15 protein-coding genes, 2 tRNA genes and 1 pseudogene are annotated in these 16,603 nt (G+C 70.0%); 8 read left to right on the forward strand and 10 right to left on the reverse strand.

The features are described from left to right. Positions 1-47 precede the first annotated feature (47 nt). Both O7601_RS17700 and O7601_RS17705 read left to right on the forward strand, forming a co-directional pair. Positions 48-1,526, forward strand: coding sequence for a hypothetical protein (locus O7601_RS17700; protein WP_281562216.1), 1,479 nt, complete (start codon positions 48-50; stop codon positions 1,524-1,526). Between the two features lie 92 nt (positions 1,527-1,618). Then, positions 1,619-2,356 carry a hypothetical protein gene (locus O7601_RS17705; protein WP_281562217.1) on the forward strand — a complete coding sequence of 246 codons (738 nt, stop codon included), beginning with the start codon at positions 1,619-1,621 and terminating at the stop codon, positions 2,354-2,356. 94 nt (positions 2,357-2,450) lie between these two features. On the opposite strand, the gene O7601_RS17710 is transcribed toward O7601_RS17705, so the two are convergent. The 4 genes from O7601_RS17710 to O7601_RS17725 are packed head-to-tail and all read right to left on the reverse strand — an operon-like array spanning position 2,451 to position 7,078. Continuing rightward, positions 2,451-4,313, reverse strand: a complete 1,863-nt coding sequence (locus O7601_RS17710; protein WP_281562218.1) for a conjugal transfer protein TraC — start codon at positions 4,311-4,313, stop codon at positions 2,451-2,453. Further along, positions 4,310-5,233: a PrgI family protein gene (locus tag O7601_RS17715; protein WP_281562219.1), complete on the reverse strand. Its 924-nt coding sequence runs from the start codon at positions 5,231-5,233 to the stop codon at positions 4,310-4,312. The genes O7601_RS17710 and O7601_RS17715 overlap by 4 nt, the downstream gene beginning before the upstream one ends. 31 nt (positions 5,234-5,264) lie before the next feature. Then, positions 5,265-6,737, reverse strand: a complete 1,473-nt coding sequence (locus O7601_RS17720) for a hypothetical protein (RefSeq protein WP_281562220.1) — start codon at positions 6,735-6,737, stop codon at positions 5,265-5,267. Continuing rightward, positions 6,737-7,078 (reverse strand): pilin, encoded by a 342-nt coding sequence (locus O7601_RS17725; RefSeq protein WP_281562221.1) that lies wholly within the window; start codon positions 7,076-7,078, stop codon positions 6,737-6,739. The genes O7601_RS17720 and O7601_RS17725 overlap by 1 nt, the downstream gene beginning before the upstream one ends. A 486-nt stretch (positions 7,079-7,564) precedes the next feature. On the opposite strand from O7601_RS17725, the gene O7601_RS17730 reads away from it, so the two are divergent. Continuing rightward, positions 7,565-8,575, forward strand: coding sequence for a DUF5954 family protein (locus O7601_RS17730; RefSeq protein WP_281562222.1), 1,011 nt, complete (start codon positions 7,565-7,567; stop codon positions 8,573-8,575). A 147-nt stretch (positions 8,576-8,722) separates the two neighbouring features. Here the strand turns inward: O7601_RS17730 and O7601_RS17735 are convergent, their stop codons facing one another. The 6 genes and pseudogenes from O7601_RS17735 to O7601_RS17760 all read right to left on the reverse strand — a co-directional run bounded on the left by O7601_RS17735 (position 8,723) and on the right by O7601_RS17760 (position 12,241). Beyond that, positions 8,723-10,090 carry an SDR family NAD(P)-dependent oxidoreductase gene (locus O7601_RS17735; RefSeq protein WP_281562223.1) on the reverse strand — a complete coding sequence of 456 codons (1,368 nt, stop codon included), beginning with the start codon at positions 10,088-10,090 and terminating at the stop codon, positions 8,723-8,725. Positions 10,091-10,111: 21 nt separating this feature from the next. Further along, positions 10,112-10,186: transfer RNA gene (locus tag O7601_RS17740), tRNA-Glu, on the reverse strand. An 11-nt stretch (positions 10,187-10,197) separates the two neighbouring features. Continuing rightward, a tRNA-Ala gene (locus O7601_RS17745) sits at positions 10,198-10,270 on the reverse strand. A 159-nt stretch (positions 10,271-10,429) separates the two neighbouring features. Next, positions 10,430-10,696 carry a hypothetical protein gene (locus tag O7601_RS17750; RefSeq protein ID WP_281562224.1) on the reverse strand — a complete coding sequence of 89 codons (267 nt, stop codon included), beginning with the start codon at positions 10,694-10,696 and terminating at the stop codon, positions 10,430-10,432. 465 nt (positions 10,697-11,161) lie between these two features. Further along, positions 11,162-11,290 (reverse strand): annotated as a pseudogene (locus O7601_RS17755) (GNAT family N-acetyltransferase); the annotation flags it as partial. A gap of 102 nt (positions 11,291-11,392) precedes the next feature. Then, the gene (locus tag O7601_RS17760) at positions 11,393-12,241 is read right to left on the reverse strand and encodes a hypothetical protein (RefSeq protein WP_281562225.1); all 849 of its coding nucleotides are present in this window, start codon (positions 12,239-12,241) and stop codon (positions 11,393-11,395) included. Between the two features lie 162 nt (positions 12,242-12,403). Between O7601_RS17760 and O7601_RS17765 the strand changes: the two genes are divergently transcribed. From O7601_RS17765 to O7601_RS17785, 5 genes are all read left to right on the forward strand, one after another. Beyond that, positions 12,404-12,583 carry a hypothetical protein gene (locus tag O7601_RS17765; RefSeq protein WP_281562226.1) on the forward strand — a complete coding sequence of 60 codons (180 nt, stop codon included), beginning with the start codon at positions 12,404-12,406 and terminating at the stop codon, positions 12,581-12,583. 278 nt (positions 12,584-12,861) lie between these two features. Continuing rightward, the gene (locus O7601_RS17770; RefSeq protein ID WP_281562227.1) at positions 12,862-13,578 is read left to right on the forward strand and encodes a hypothetical protein; all 717 of its coding nucleotides are present in this window, start codon (positions 12,862-12,864) and stop codon (positions 13,576-13,578) included. Next, entirely contained in the window at positions 13,571-14,410 is an 840-nt protein-coding gene (locus tag O7601_RS17775; protein ID WP_281562228.1) for a DNA methyltransferase, read from the forward strand. The genes O7601_RS17770 and O7601_RS17775 overlap by 8 nt, the downstream gene beginning before the upstream one ends. Before the next feature lie 44 nt (positions 14,411-14,454). After that, entirely contained in the window at positions 14,455-14,946 is a 492-nt protein-coding gene (locus tag O7601_RS17780; protein ID WP_348650265.1) for an XF1762 family protein, read from the forward strand. Between the two features lie 253 nt (positions 14,947-15,199). Beyond that, complete coding sequence (locus O7601_RS17785; RefSeq protein ID WP_281562230.1) at positions 15,200-16,150, forward strand: tyrosine-type recombinase/integrase; 951 nt, start codon at positions 15,200-15,202, stop codon at positions 16,148-16,150. The last annotated feature ends 453 nt before the right edge of the window (positions 16,151-16,603 follow it).

Raw genomic sequence — 16,603 nt, forward strand, 5'->3', positions numbered from 1 at the left:
AACGCCGCGTGCTCATCGATTCGTGCCCGGACTGCCACGCCTGGGGCGTGACCCGCACCTACGGCTGGATGTGCGTGGCCTGCCGGTCCTTCCGCGAGACCCACCGCCATGTCGCCGCCTGCGGCACCTGCGGTCAGCACGTCGCGCTCTACGACGACGGCTCCTGCCGGTTGTGTCACCGCCAGCGCAGCCTCGTCGCCCACAACACGGCACGCCGCACCGGCGATGTCAGCCTGGCTGAGGCGAACCGGTACGGCCAACAGCTGTTCTTCGCCGGGATGTGGCACCAGCCCGGCACCGGCAAACGCCCCTATCAGAAGAAGACGACGCCAGCGGACATGCGGCTGCTGACGCCCGTGACCTACCGTCAGCTCACCCTGCTCGAGGTGCCACGCGACCTGTCAGCCGGTCAACGGCGCGGCTTCCCGCCACCACCGCACCCCGGTCGGGAAGCGGCGCTGATGGCGTTCGTCGCCGACCACGCCGCCCGTCACGGCTGGCGGCCGAGCAAGGTCGAAAGGATCCGCCGCGCAATACGGATCATGCTCGGTATCCAGGACACTCCCGGCGCACCTATCCGCCGCAGCGACGTGGCCCTGCTGTCCAGCATCAAGCACTCCGCCGCCGTGGTCGCGGACGTCCTCGACGACGCGGGCCTGCTCGACGACGATCGGCAACCTGCCATCCTCGCCTGGTTCGCGATCAGCACCGCCGGCCTGCCCGCTCTCATGCGTGACGAGCTGACCGAGTGGCTTCAAGTGATGCGCGACGGCTCGACCAGCCCGCCCCGACGCAAACCCCGCGCCGACAGCACCATCAGCACACACCTGCGCTGGGCACTGCCCACCCTGCAGCAGTGGGCCACCACCCACGACTCGCTACGCGAGATCGGCGTCGACGACGTCACCACCGCCCTACCCGCGGACCCGCTCGCCCGCTACACCACCCTGCAGGGCCTACGGTCGATCTTCCGGATCCTCAAGGCCCGCAAGCTCGTCTTCGTCAACCCCACCGCTCGTGTCCGCGCCCCGCAACCAACGCCCCCGGCACCGGCACGTGTCGACCTCGACACGCTGCGCGCCGACCTCAACTCCGAACAGCCGGCCACCGCCGCGCTGGCCGCGCTGCTCGCCTTCCACGCCATCCGCGTCGCCCAGCTCTGCCACCTGCAGCTGACCGACCTGCGTGACGGGCACCTGCACATCGACGGCCAGGTCATCCCGCTGGCCGCAGCCGTCCGGCAACGCCTGAGCGCCTACCTCGATCATCGACAACAGGCATGGCCGCGCAGCGTCAACCCGCACCTGTTCATCCACGCCCGCAGCGCCATCACCACCCGCCCCGTCACGTCCTGGTGGATCCGCCATCAACTCGGCATCGCCGGACAACAGATCCGGCTTGACCGCATCCTCGACGAGGCCCACGCCACCAGCGGCGACATCCGACAGCTCATGGACCTGTTCGGCCTGTCCGTGCACACCGCGCACCGCTACGCCGTCACCGTCAACACGGTGCGCCACCGATGACAGAGGGCTCCGCGACCCGTCCTCGGCGCCGCAAGGATCCGCCGCAGAACGTCACCTTGGTATGGTCAGCGCCCCTTCTATAGGAGGCGGGCGTGGCCAACTCTGTTGCCGCGGCAGCTCGTCCTAGCCGCACGGCGGTGGTCGCAACTGCCGCGGTTTCGCTCGGCCTGCTCGCGTTCGCGGCCGACTCCGTTGCAGGCATTGTTGGGCAGCTCCTGATCGCTCTAACCAGCAGCGGCTTCGCTTGGGGGCTGGCTGCTGTCCTCGTCGGCCGTTCAGCCGCTACGGCGAGACGAGCGGCAGTTGACGCCACCATGCTGTTGGTGCTGGCCACGCTGCTCTACTACCTGCTCGTATTGATGGTCAGTCGACGGTGGAGCGGGGGCCACCTCGAGGACGGCACGTCGGCCGACCTACTGGGGCTGCGTTCGGTTGCCATCATGACGGCTGCGTGGCTGGCCGCGGCCATCGTCGCGGGCCCGATGCTCGGGATGCTCGGTTACGTCGTGAAGGTCGGCAAACTCTCAACTTCGGCGTTGGCTGCGGGAGGGCTCTGCGGGCTGCTCTCCGGCGACGGTTGGCAGGCCCTGGTGCTGGCACCACCCTGGCGGCTGCTGGCCGTGACCGACCCGGACCAAGCGCAATTCTTTCGAGGCGTTCTGGCTGGCCAGGTCGTCAAGATCGTGCTTCCGATTGTCGTCCTGGCCTGGCTCGCCACGGCGCACCGTCTTTGGCGCGCATGGCCGATGCTGCTAACCGCGGCCGTCTCATGCGGTGCTCTGAGTGCGGCCCTGTGGTACGTGGTCTACGCCGCAGCGGGCAGCATCTGAATGCGGCTGCGCGGGTGATCGGGTGCATCCAGCATCCTGATTCCCACCTAGCGTCAGCCCGCAGTTCCCCAACATCATCGCTTCGCTAAGCTCGTCACAGGTCGTCGACCTCGGAGTTCCCGCCAAAATCCGGCAAAGTTGCGACGAACTCCGGGTCAGTGATGCACAGCTCGTGTTCTCGGTAGGAGGACACGGCGTGGCTGGCCACCCGGTTGGCACCGGAGAGCAGGAGTCCTTCGCCGCGTTGGGCGGACAGCAGCATCCGTGCTTCCCCGCCGGTGAGGTGGAAGCTGTCGGCGACGGCGGCGATGGCCTGCGGGGCTTGGCGCATCAGCACCTGGGTGGCGCTGTTGGCGATGACGGCCTGGCCGAGGTCGGAGCCGAGCAGGTCGGCGGCGTCCTGGGTGATCACGGAGAGGCCGGCGCGGCGTTTGCGGGCCGCTTTCGCCAGCCGGTTCAGGAACCGCACGCCCTCACCGTCGCGCAACAACGTCCAGGCTTCGTCGACGATGACCAGCCGCCGCGGGTCCCCGGTCGGGCCGGCGGCGGGTGGGGCGTCCACGATCCGCCAGATCGCGTCCAACGCCAGGAGCATCCCGGCGGGGCGCAGCTCGTCGGCGAGGTGGCGGGTCGACCACACCACCAGATGCCCGACAGGGTGGGTGGTGGTGGCTCCGGCGAACAGGTGACTGAAACTGCCGGTCGTCCACGGCGACAGCCGGGCAGCGAGAGTGACCGCCGGCGGCGAGCCGTCGGCGGCCAGGGCGGCGGCCACATCACGCAGCAACGGAGCCGGCCGCCCCCACGTGGCCGGGTCGTTGGTGACCCCCGCCTCCAGGTAGGCGGTGTTGACGGCCCGGTCGAAGGCGGCACGTTCGGCCGGATGCATGCCACCGTCCTGCCCGGCGCCGAGGAGCACGTGGGCCAGGGTGTGGGCGAACAGAGCCCGCCGGGTACGCGCGTCCGGGCGCCGATCGTCGGCGGCGATGTCGAACGGGTTGAGCCGCACGTCGGGGGCGCCGAGGTTGATCACGGCGCCGCCGACCGCCTCGGCGAGCCGCCGGTACTCGTCCTCCGGGTCGATGACGTGGACCTGCACCCCGTCATACAGGCTCCGCAACGTCTCCAGTTTGATCATGTAGCTTTTGCCCGCGCCGGAGCGGGCCAGCACCACACTGTTGTGGTTGTCGGCGGCCCACCGGTCGTGCCACACGATCCCGTTGGTCGCGGTGTTCAACCCGTACAGGACACCGGAGGCGGTGGGCGGATCCCCGGGCAGCGGCGCGGGAAGGTCAGCGGAGGCCAGCGGCATACCGGCGGCGAGGCTGTCGGTGTCGAAGACCCGCCGCATCCCGATGCTGTCCACCCCGAGCGGCAGGGTGGACGTCCACGCCGGAAGCTGCCGCCAGGTCGCCGCAACCGTGTCGAGCATGACTGAGGCGGCGGTGGCCCGCACATGCGCCACCGACTCGGTCAACTCCGCCAAACTCGTCGCGTGCACGGCGACGTAGTGCGCGACCCGGAACAGACGGCTCGCACCCCGGGCCACCCGGTCGGCCAGCTCCGCGGCGTCCGCGGCGGCGGCCTCGGTGCTCGGGTCGTCGAGACGGCCGTGCTCGGCATCCGAGCGTCGGGAGGATTCGAGGCGGGCACGCTGGCGGCGCAGCCGGGACGCGGCCACCTGCGGATCGAGCGGTTCGATGTGGATAACGACGTCGGCGCGGCCCGGCCAGCCGGTCAGCGGGGACAGCCAGCCCGCGCCGACCTCCGCCGGATAGCCGTTGACCAGCAGCGTCGAGGTGTAGCCGTCGCCGACCTTCAGGTAGCGGGGGGTCACCTCGACGCTGGCCGGGCCGATCAACGCGGCCAGCACGTCGACCTGCGACCCTGCCGACGGCGCCGTCGGCTGGGGTGTGCGGGTGGGAAGCAGAGCGCGCAACACGGTGCGGAGCCTCATCGTTGCCCTCCCGTGACCGGCTCGTCCGGCAACGCCCGCTCCCCGGACAACGGGAGGGTGTAGGGGTCGACCGCGGCGGCGAGCACGGCGGCGACCGCCGGCCCGTCCAAGACCCGGGTGGCCGCGCCCACACCCTGCAACGCGGTGGCCGTGTGCTCGGCGGCCCGCAGCACATCGGTGTCGCGGCGCGCCCCGGTGGCGGTGTGCACGATGGTCACCGTTCGCCACAGCGGCTGCCGCTCCTGCTCCACGTCGAGGAGAAACTCGGCGTAGTCGGCGGCGGCGTCCGCCAACGCCGGATGAGGCAGCAGATCGGCGGCGTCGGCGATGCGCTGCGCATGCCCGGCCAGGTCCACCGGCTGGGTGGACACCACGATCTGCACCGGCGCGGTCAGACTGTTCAACCAGCGGGCGTAAGCGCCGACCAGCGCCGCCTGCTCCGCCGGCGTCCGCAAACCCAGGTTCACCGTGGTCACCGCGACCAGGGCGGCGCTGGTCCCGCCCAGGTCCACCACCCCGTTGGCGGCGATCGCCCGCGCCGGCAGCCGCAACATCGCCGGCGGCGTCAGGTCTCCCTCGACCCCGACCGGGCTCGGCGCCCACCGCGGCGCCTTCCCGCCGGGGGAGGGGACCTGCCGGCGCGGGGTGCGGGCGCCTCGGATCGCCGCGAGGAGCCACGCGTCTAGGCCCAGCCCGTCACGGCGACCCAACGCCAGGACCGTGGCGGCGCCGAGCAGCGGGATCAAGGCGGCAAGGAGGATCGGCATCGGCACATGGCCCAGCAGCGCCCGCCACAGCAGGTACGCCACCGCGGCAGCGGTGGCCAGGATGGCCACCTGCCGCGGGCTCAGCTGGTAGAGCAGACGATCCGGGGCCTCAATGTCCGCCGGAATACGAGCACGAAGATCAACATCAGGCATGGGAAACACCAATCTTTGGCATCGAAGGAGGTCAGCCCGGCCAGCCGGCTTCGCTGCTGTCGCGGCCGGCCGCCGGCCGAGGTGAAGGCCGCGGTCGTGACCGGGTAGTGGCTGCGGCACGTGCTGCCGCTGAGGTGCGGGTGGTCCGGGGTCCGTAGGTGGGCACCGACGGCCACCCCGTGCCGCTGGCCGTTCGCGCGGACTCCGGGACAGCAGAGAGCACCGGCGGCACGCGCGGGCCTGGCACCGACTCGGCCGGCCAGTTCCGAGACGCGCCGCTCGGCCAGCCGGTACCGGATTCGGTGTAGGCCCACCAGCGACGCCACCGCGGCATCCGCTGCGGCATCGCCGTCGCCGGAGTCCGCCCCGCCGGCACCCTCCGCACCCCGGCCCCGGCCCCGGGCTGGGCCTGGGACGGCCGGACAGGCGTCGACGCCGCAGCAGTTCGCGGCGGACGACGCGCCACCGGACCGGGCCCCGCACCACTGCGAACCCCAGCCGGCTGCGGCAGCGGCACTCCGCCGGAACGGGCAGCCAGATTCCCGGCACGGCGTGCCCGGCCGACGGCGGCTCCCGCCGCAGCACGCCCCGCGCCACCCCACAAGCCCCCGGTGAGCGCGCGGCCGAGTTGCTGAACGATGGCGACCCGCACGAACGCGCCGACCACGCTGCGGGACTGCCCACCCGTGACGTACCGGCGCACCAGACCCGGGATTCGCGTCACCGCGAGCAGCAGGCAGCAGACGATGAACAGGTTGAGCGTGCCCGTCGGATCGTTCGGCAGACCCAGGGCCGGCAGATTCGCCGTCGGGCTGACGAACACCGTCAACCCGGCGTGCAGCGCGATGCCCTGACCGCCGACCGTGGCGAACACGCCGAGGAACGCCCGCCACCACAACGTCGCTACCGGCTCGGTCCACGGCGTGGCATGGCAGGACAGCGCCGCAGGTGCGAGACCAACGAGGATCACCAGCATGCCCAGCCGCAGCACCCAACCGACCATGATCATGGCGGCGAGCACGGCGATGACCACGCCGATCACGAGGGTGAGCAGGGCGTTGGCCGGATTGGTCAACGCGTCGACGATCGTGCGACGCAACTGGTCCAGCGAGCCATCGGTGGTGACCGACTCACCGATGAGCGCCTGGATCAGCGCGTTACCCAGCGCGATGAGTTCCCGGCACATCGGCATCGCGAAGTTCGCGCCGATGATGCCGATCAGCAGGCGCGGCGCGAGTTCCGCGACGCCGTAGCGGGCCTGGACGCTGTCGCGGGCCATGACCACCACACCGCAGGCGACGATCGCCACCATGTAGCAGGTGTTGGCGATGACCAGTGCGCGGGTGCTGATCGTCTGGACCTGCGGCAGGGCGGTCACGTCCGGCACGACGAGGAACGCCCAGGACAGCAACCTCCACAGGGCGTCGATGGCGTCCGCGACCCGTGCCGCGATCCATTCCAGGATCCTGTCCAGCACCGCCGCGATGGTGAACGGGTTGTACATCAGTTCGTCCCGAGGATGCCGCGCAGGATGCTCATCAGCACCGGCGCGAGCACCGCCAGGCCGTAGCCGGTTGCGGCGCCCTTCAGCGCGCCCTTGGCCTTCTCCACCTGACCGGGGTCACCGCCGGCCATCAGATACAGGGCACCGCCGTAGGTGAGGAACAGCGTGGCGACGCCGACGAGGATGCCGACGATCCAGGCGATGAGGTTGTTGATGACGGTGTCCAGGCTGTTGACCGCCAGCAGTTCTGGCGGCCCAGCCTGAGCCGCACCGGCCGTGCCGGCGACAACGGCGGCGACGATCACGGTGGACAGGAACAGACGGGACAGGACACGGCGCATCTGGTCTTCACCTCCCACCCCGCCAGGCGGCGGGGCATGCGCGAAAGCCGATAGGGAGGCGCCGCCCGCACGGGCGGAGACCGTGGAAGCACTCTCCTTCCACAACCTGGTTCGGAAATTGTGGTGAGCACGGGCCGACGCCGGGCCGAGTCACCACCCACACCGGGCGGCGCCTAAGACCGTCCGCAAACCCGGCTGGGGTGCCGGGGTGGATCGGTCTTGTGACCGCCAAAAGCCGCTGTTGGCCGCGAACTGCGGGGACCTGGCACCCAACAGCGGCCAACGGCTACCCAACTGTTGGTGCGTCTCCTCGGGACCGGGACATGCCTTGGACTCGGTGGACTTGCGCACGTGCGCCTGCCTTCGCCTTCGCGCAGCGACCTTCTCCGACTGCAGCGGTCCTGTGCAGAGGTTGCTGATGGTGGTGGAGGATCTGTGGTGGTGGCGGTGCTGCGTTTCGGCGATCCGGGGACACACACTGTGTACATGGCCCATCACGACAAGTGGGTGCCTGAGCACCTGCTGATCACCGTCGAGCAGCAGGACGATCCCGTGTCGGCGGTGTCCGAGGACGATGCCCGACGCCGCTCGGTCGCCTATCCCACACTGATGTGGAGCGCGCCGGTCTTCGGCTGTGCCGAGGAGGTCGACGGCCGGTGGCGGATCGTGCGACTTGACGCCGACGAGCCGCAGCATGCCCGCGACAGCCTCGCGTCGCACTTCCGAAAACTGTTCAGCGAGACGCCGCCGACCGCCGAGAACGCGGCCGCGCGGGCCGCGTACGAGACGGCGTACGAGATCCTCGACTGGGAGCCGGTCAACGAGCTGACCGTCAGTGGCCGTCGTTACCGGATCATCCGGGCGCAGCCGTTCATCCGGATGGGACCGGACGGACCGGAGCCGCCCCGGCCCACCGACGCCGACCCGTACCCGCCGGGCGAGGCGGAGCGGACCACGTCGCCGATGGGCGGATTCGTCATCGACCCGGCCGCTGGCACCGGGCTCACCGACGCCCTCGTGCGGATGGAACTGGTCTCGGCGTCCTACCCGGCGACGTCCTTCCCCGCCGACGTGTACGCCGACTCTTGCCGGGCGCTGGTGACGCACCCGAACGTGGTGCTGCTCCCGGTCGGCTTCACCGTCGGGGAACACGTCGACGGCAAGTGGCGACCCCGGTCGTTCACCACGTACCCGACGCCGCAGGCCGCCCGTGACGCGAAGTCCTTCGCCATCGCCGACATTCCACGCGACGCCAACACCCCGATCGAAGAGTTCATGGCGGCTTACGCGCACGCCCGCGCGGCACACCGTCCGCCACGCACCGACGACTTCGAGGTGGGTGGTGTGCGGTGCCGGGTGACCCGGGTCGAAACCTTCATCCGGTACGGCCCGGACGGTCCGGAAGGACCCCGCCCCTCAGACCACGACCCGCTGCCACCGCCGGCCAGTCAGGTCGAACAACTCCGCGCGCAGGGCCTGATGCCCGAACCAGACTGACCCGAACACGGCAGCAATTCGACGGCAGGTACACCGTACGTCCGCCGTGCACCGCGGGCGGCGCCCGTCACGCCCTGCGGCCCGTCTGCCGTGACGGTTGACGTCTCCAACCCGACGTCGAGGTCGGCCCTGTCGTTGACCTTGCTGCTACCAGGGGACGACGGTGTAGTTCTTGAGTAGGACGCCGTGTAGTGGGGTGCCGGTTTCGCCGTTGATGATGGGGTGGTAGATGCGGGCTGCGGCGTCGGTGACGTCCAGTGGTGGTTGCCAGCCGGTGGCGGCGCGGTGGGCTTTGATGGTGGTGGGGTTCTCGTCGGTGATCCAGCCGGTGTCGACGGCGCACATATGGACGTGGCGGCGGGCGAGGTCGGGTGCGCCGACGCGGGTGAGCATGTTGAGGGCGGCTTTGCTGATGCTGGTGTGGGGGTGTCGGGTGGGGCCGGTGCTGTCTTCGGAGAACCAGCCTTCGCGGCCGGTCACGTTGATCACGTACCGGTTCTCGGATCCGGGTGCGGTCAGGGCGGGGCGGAGCCGGTCGAGCAGGAGGAACGGTGCGACGACGTTGACGAGTTGTACTTCGAGTAGTTCGACGGGGTCGATCTGGCCGATGGTGGCGGTCCAGGAGTTCGTGGTGCCGGGGACGACGAGCGCGCCGGTGGCGTCGATGATGGAGGTCAGCTCGTGGCGGGGTGTTTCCGGGAGCGCGGCGAGCCGCATGCTCCAGTCGGGTGGTGCGGCGCCGGGTCGGAATCCGGTCGCGGATTCGATGGCGACTGCGGTGGGTGCGGCGTGCAGCTCTGCGGCGATGAGCGGCTGGTAGGCCCAGTCCGGCCGGCGTACGGTCTGGGCGGCGTTGTTGATGAGGATGTCGAGTCGGGGTGCGTCGTCGGCCAGTCGTTGGGCGACGTCGAGGACCTGGCGGGGGTCGCGTAGGTCTGCGCCGATGACGCGCAGCGAGGCGAGCCAGTCGGTGGCGTCGGGTTGGTGGGCGTAGCGGCGGGCGGCGTCGGCGGGGAATCGGGTCACGATGGTGACGGTGGCGCCGTCGCGGAGTAGTTTCAGCGCGGTCTGGTAGCCGATTTTGACCCGGCCTCCGGTGACCACGGCGCGGCGGCCGGTCAGGTCGGTGCGGGCGTGCCGGTGTCGCCGGTGCAGGTCCGCGCAGGCGGGGCAGAGCGCGTGGTAGAAGGCGTCGACGCTGCGGAACCGGTCGCGGCAGGCGTAGCAGCGACGGTCCCGCCGGGTACGTCCGACACCGTCCGGGTCGGGCAGCTCGGTGGGTTCAGCGACCGGTACGCCTTCGGCGCGGTCTACGGCGGCGGTGGCGGCGTCGGCGACCACGGCCCGGTCAGCGGCGGCGGTCTTGCGCCGTCGATCAGCGCGGCGTTGGCGCTGCGCGTCCTTGAGTAGCCCGTCGACGGCGCGTTGGACTCGTTGCCGGATCGGGTCGTCGACGGGCATGGCGCGGATCTCGCCGAGCACCCGAAGGGTTTGCTCGACCTCGGCGCTGTTCATCGTTCCTCACCAACCGGTCGACGTGGACGGACCGGATTCGAACCGGTGTCCTCCGCCTTGAGAGGGCGGCGCGTCGACCTCTGCGCTACCGACCACGCGACGGGGGTGGGGCCCGACCGGACTCGAACCGGCATCCTCCGCCACGCTATGGCGGCGCGACTACCTCTGCGCTACGGGCCCCACCACGACGCATCGTAGCGACGCCGATCACCGTGCCGCCAACCGTTTACGCCTGCATGGTGTTGACCTCGACCGGCGCGGCCCGTGCTTCGACGTGCCGCCATTGCGTGACCGAGGCCCGCCCGGCGGTGTCCGAGAGTTCGAGGACGGCGAGGGTGATTAGGATCCCGGTAGGCGACGGGGGTGCCCGTCGGTGACGGCGAGGATCTCGGCGACGGCGTCGCGCCAGTGCATCGACTGGCGTTCGGTGCCGAAGTGGAGGTGTTCGGCGCAGAACCAGTAGGCGTTTTCCGGGTGGCCGACCCAGCCGACGGCTGCTCGTGCTTCGAGTCCTGCTCTCTCGTGGTCGTTGACGGCGAAGTTCACCACGGTGAATTGGGTAGCGCTGTCGGTTGATCCACAGACGAGGCACAGCGGTGGCTTCATGAAAGCAAGTGTCGCAGCTTCGATCCGCATCTCTGCACCAGGTTTCCGAGGGATAGGCGCTCTACTGGTGTAGGTTCGCGCCAGCGTTGTCGCTGGCGGTTGCCCTGATCAGGGACGGCGTGATCGGTTTCGCGGTCACGTCGCTGGGTTCTTCTGAAGGTTGCGTCGCTTACCGCGTCTTCCGGCCGGGACAGCATCGATCGGCGAGAGGTGGTTGGATCGGAGCTTGTTGAAGCCGCTGCTGGACGCGGGATACCGGCTGTAGGCCCGTCGTATCCGTGACCAGCTTGTTGCCGTGGACCTGCCGCACGATGCGGCAGTGGTGGCGGAGCCTTGCGGCCCGCCGGGGGATGCCGAATCGGATCAGGTTCCGGCGGACGGTTTCGGGGGTGAGTGCGAGGTCGGCGGCGATGTCGCTGGCGGAGTGCTGCCGTACTTCGCTCTACTCGCGCAGCCAGCCGCGGTAGCCGAGCAGCGCCAGCGCTGAATGGTCGGGTCGGCGTAGGCAGCCACGGCAGCGCGGCGATCCGACGGCTGCCAGGAGCGAAGCAGCAGATCGTTCGCGTGGATCTCAGGCTGCGCCAGCGCCGCCATAGGGCTCGCCCTTCGACGGCCGGCGGCCGGCACATGGCTCGGCCGTTGCTGCTCTGGACGACATCATCACCGAGAGGGCCTGTGCCGCATTCCCGGGTGGGCCTATTCCCCGGGCCATGCCCTCAGCGTGGTCCGATGGATGGGTTTGGCGGGATGTGGCCGTAGCCGCACGTGGGCGAGTTCGCCCTTGCGGATGGCGTTGATCAGGCGCTTTTCGGCCTGGTCGCGCCAGTGCGAGGCGAGTTGGCCCTGGATGCCGCGGCGGGCAGCGGCGACCTGGACGGTGACGCCTTCAAGTCTGGTCTCGGCGATGATGTTCGCGTCGTCGGCGTCGATCACGCCGATGGCAACGGCCCGTGCCAGGACGAAGTCGGGGTGGTCCCACGGCTGTAGCGGTGTGCGGGGACCGGCGGGTTCGCTGTCGAGCGGGTCGGTGGTGACGTCGGCGTAGCGAATCTTGAGTCCGGCGCGTTCGGCGGCGTCGAGCATCCGCCCGAGAACGCGGCGCTGGTCGGCGTCGACGCGCTCCAGTAGTTGCTCCCAGAAGGTCTTGAGCATCTCCGCGTCGATGTCCTCGACGTCGCCGACGAAGCCGCGGGCGATGTTACCGGCCCGCCTGCGTAGGCCAGGCATGGCGATGCCGATCGCGCCGATGCCCCAGCCGGCGCCGTCACGGCGGGCCCGTACGACCAACTCCCGCCACACCGTGTCGCGGACCTGCGGTGCGGTGTCGCGGTTCAGCAGAAAGGCCTTCAGTTCGTCGAGGGCCATGAGCCGCTGAGGGCAACCGGGGATGCCGCGGCCGTCGAAGGCGATCAGCACGGGCCGGCGGACGAGGAGATCGAAGGCGCGTTGGTGGGCGTCGAGCGGCGACACGCGGATGGAGGTAGAAGGCATGAACCTCTCCCGAGGGCTCCGAAGCGCCGTACCGACTGGCACGGCCAGGCTCATCCACTCACACCCACCCAACAGCAATCGGAGTTCGCCGATGGACGGTGAGCGGTGGGTGTATCGGGTACGGGCGTGTTGGGTACAGGTCGGGGCCTTGACCGCCCGACGGTCCGGCGCAGCTCACGACGAGCCGGAGTTCACGCGCGTGCACAGCGTCGGCTGTTGGTGCAGTTCAACGCCCTGTTGGCTGCTGTTGGCCAAGTTCCTAGCCAACAGCAGCAGCAGCCGGGCTTCGTGCTGTCTCGCCGAGTGCAGACGGCCGACCAGACAAAGCCCAGCGCCAAGAGCTCGGCCTGCCACCTGACGGTCTCGCCGGCAGAGTCGACCCTGCCGATCGGCTAAATGCCGAACGCGGGGCGGGGCATCGCCTGTTGGGCGGCTTGTCTCACGCCGTTGGGTGGTGCCAGGCCGCTGTTGGGCTGAACCAGCCCGGACTCTGGGCAAGACGTTGGGTTGAGCGGCCTTGACCCAGCGGGGCGGCCCGTTGGCCAACGTCCTGCCGGCCCGCGTCGCTGTTGGGTGCTGTTGGCCGGGAGAGCCGGGCGGCCCCCCGCACATCGGGGCCTGGTTGCCCTATTGGGAGTCGTGAGCACGGGCCAGCCGGTGGAAGCCACCCGCCGATGACCGAACCCTTCGCAACACCCGCACACCCCGGCGAGTCGCCTCAGCCGCGACGCGGCGAACAAGCGAGTCGCGACACGCCCCTGCCCGATGGGGTCGCGTACCGCGACTTCCTTCGGGTGGACCTCACCGACGGCCCGCCGGTGCCGATCTCGATCTGGCGTGCTGTCGGCACGGAACGCGACAACGAGGAAACGATCCACCAGCAGTTGGCGCGGCGGGTCGTTGTGACCTACAGCCGCCGCGACGGGACTGTGGTCGACTTCGACGGCGACCCCGGCCTGCGGGAAGCAGCTGCAGCGACCAGCCGCCTGTACCTGCCGGTGACTCAGCCCGCCGACCTCGCCGACATCGACGCCGTCCAGGTGGACCTGGTCGTGCTGCGGTGGCCTCGACCACACTCGGTGGTCGAGGCTGTGGCGGACCTGTTTCGTGCATTCCGCCTGGTGGTCACCCCGGACGGCTTCGCCGTGCTCATCGTCGACCCGACCCAGGACGGCGGCAGCAACCCCGAACAGAGCCGCCGGTTGATCCCCGAAGCCCGCTCGGGCGGCATGCGCTACCTGCAACGCATCATCGTGATCACCGTCCCCACTGCTGTCACCAGCGGCGACACCGCGCCCGCCGACGACACCACCTCCGGGGATACGGCGACCGGACGCCCTGTGCGCGTCGATGTCCTCGTGTTCGTGGTGGCGGGTGGCCGCCGTGGCTGACGGGCAGCCCATCGCGTCGTTGATGTCGGTACCGCAGCGGTCGGTGTGGCTGCTCGGGCAACGCCCGGTCGACGCCCAACGGCGCGGGAAGTACGTCCCCGGCTCGGCCGCGCATCCGCAACGGATGTGGCCCGACCTGGCCACCGCCGCGATCATCCGATACAGCCAGCCTGGAAACCTGATCCTCGACCCCATGGCAGGTGTCGGCACCACGCTTATCGAAGCGGTGGCGGCGGCTCGCGACACGATCGGGATCGAGTACGAGCCGAACTGGGTACGGCTGGCCCAAGCGAACCTGCACCGCGCGAACCAGGCCGGCGGCACCGGTCAGGGCACGGCCCTGGCCGGCGACGCGACCGCCCTGTCAGACGTGCTGCCGTCCGCGCTGCGGGGACGTGTCGCGCTGGTGGTGACCTCACCACCGCACGGACGCCCCCTGCAGGGCCGTGTCGCGAACCGCACCCGCCGTGTCGACCTCGCCGCCGGCCTGACCGCCGTACTCACCGGCTGTCTGCCGCTGCTGCGACCGGACGCCACCGTCGTGGTCACCCTCCGCCGCCACCCCAACCACCCGCCGGTCGACCCGCCGGACGCGATCCCCGCCGCCGGCGCCGGAGCTGGTCTGACGCTCATCGAGCACAACATCGGCGTGCTCGCCGACGCCCACGACGGCCAACTCGTCCCCACGTCGCCCTCCAGCCCGCCCGCAACGACCGCCCCGCGGCGCGACGGCTCTTCCCTTCACACGAGCGCCTACGAGGACATCTACGTCTTCCGGCACCAGCCGACCACAGACCTGGTGGCACCCGACCAACACGGAGTGCGCCCATAATCGCCAGCCCGCACCGCCGTCCGACCCGCCCCCGCGTACGCCCGATCAGCTACCGACAGGCCAGAGACTTCATCACCACCCACCACCAGCACCTCACCGCACCGCAGGGCCACACGTTCTCCCTCGGCCTGACCAACCACGCCGGCGACCTGCTCGGAGTCGCGGTGGTCGGCCGACCCCTCGCCCGTCACCTCGACGACGGACTCACCGCCGAGATCACCCGCCTGGCCACCGACGGATCCCGCAACGCCTGCTCCATCCTGCTGGCCGCCGCCTGGCGCGTCGCCCGACACATGGGCTACCAGCGGATGATCACCTACACCCGCGCCGGCGAACCCGGCACCAGCCTCCGCGCCGCCGGCTGGACCACCGTCGCAGACCTGCCCGCCACCCCCGGCCGGGACCGGCCAAGCCCACCCCGAACGTCACACGGCGCCGACCACATCGCCCGCACCCGCTGGCAGGTGACCACCCCCGACTGGACCCACAAACCCCGAAGAGCGCGCCGGCCACGAAGGCGGAGGGAAACCGGATGACCAGCCCCACACCGACCCGTTCGACCGGACCCCGTAGCATCCGTCCGACCCGAGAGCCATCGAAGATGGTGGCCGCAAGCGGACCGAACAACGCGTCGCTGGACCGCAGGATCGCTCACGATGGCGGCCTCAATCAGAGGGGGAGGCGCGGTGCACCGCGCAGATTGTCGTCCACTCTGACCTGCGCTCGGCGCTGCCACGTCCCGCTGGGTCTTCCCGGCCCCTGGGGTCGAGGGGCGCCGGCATCATGAAGATGGATCTTCCAAAGCTGGTGGTGGGTCTCTCGCCGGCATGGTCAGCGTTCCTCACGGACTGGGACCGATCGCTGAGGTCCGGGAACTACCCGGCGACAACTCGCTACAACTACCTGCTGGCCGCAGCCCAACTGGGCCGATATCTAACCGCCCACACCTCCCAACCCGACGGCAGCAAGGCGGCCCACACGCCAACAGCAGTGAACCGACGCCACCTTGAGGAGTTTCAGGCGTGGATGCTGCAGACCCGGTCGGCGTCGACCGCCCTGAACAAGCACAAGGCTCTACAGCAGTTCTTCAAGTGGCTGGCACTGGATGAGGAGGAGATCGACCAGTCTCCGATGCTGCGTGTGCGGCAACCGAAGACGCCGGTCAAGCTGGTCCCAATCATCCGCGATGAGGACACCAAGAAGCTACTCGACCACTGCAAAGGCAAGGACTTCGTGCAGGTCCGCGACGAGGCGATCATCCGGACGCTGGCCAACACCGGAGCTCGCCTGTCCGAGGTAGCGAATCTCCAGCTCAGCGACGTCGACCTGTCGCTCGACACCGTGCACTACCACGGCAAGGGCGCCAAAGACCGACGAGTCAGACTAGGGCCCAAGACCGCCCGAGCGATCAGCCGCTACCTACGCGCCCGCAGCAGCCACCGCGCCGTCGGCCTGCCCGACCTGTGGATCGCCGTACGCGGCACACGGCCGCTGGCCGCCAACGGCATCAAACTCATGCTCAAACGCCGCGGCCAACGTGCCGGAGTCAAGGGTGTACACGCTCACCGGTGGCGGCACACCTACGCACACGAGTGGAAGTTGGCCGGGGGAGACACCGGCGACCTGATGCTGCTACTCGGCTGGACCTCCGACGACATGCCCCGCCACTACGGAGCCAGCGCAGCCGCCGAGAGAGCTCAGCACGTGCAGGCACGGATGGGGATCGGTGAACGTGTCTGACCGCGATGACGTCCGGCAGTCCGGAGCCGGGGAAGGGCGGCGGCCGGCTGGCCTGACGCCAGAGCAACGTCGCCGTCGAGCACGCATCGCCGCGCACGTCTCCTGGGCCAACACCGCCGACCGCGCCGCCAGAACCGCAGCCGGCACCAGAGCCTTCCTTGACCGGTTCGAACGCCAGGTCGATCCCGACGGCACTCTTCCCGTTGAGGTCCGTAACACCATGGCGCAGCACGCGCGGAAGGCGTACATGCTGCAGCTGGCTGAGCAATCAGCAGCAGCGAGGAAGCGCCGAGGTCACGGGAGTGCTCGGACGAGCTGATTGCATTACCGCAGAGCCGGCCGGCGAAAATCCACGAGTGGTCGCACGGCCGGATCGTGTACCGCCGGATGGTGTAGAGGCTGAACCGCTACCGCGTGACCGGGGCCGCGGCGCGGCCGAGAGGCGATGTCGAT

The sequence above is a fragment of the Verrucosispora sp. WMMD573 genome (genome assembly GCF_027497175.1).
Classification (GTDB): Bacteria; Actinomycetota; Actinomycetes; order Mycobacteriales; family Micromonosporaceae; genus Micromonospora.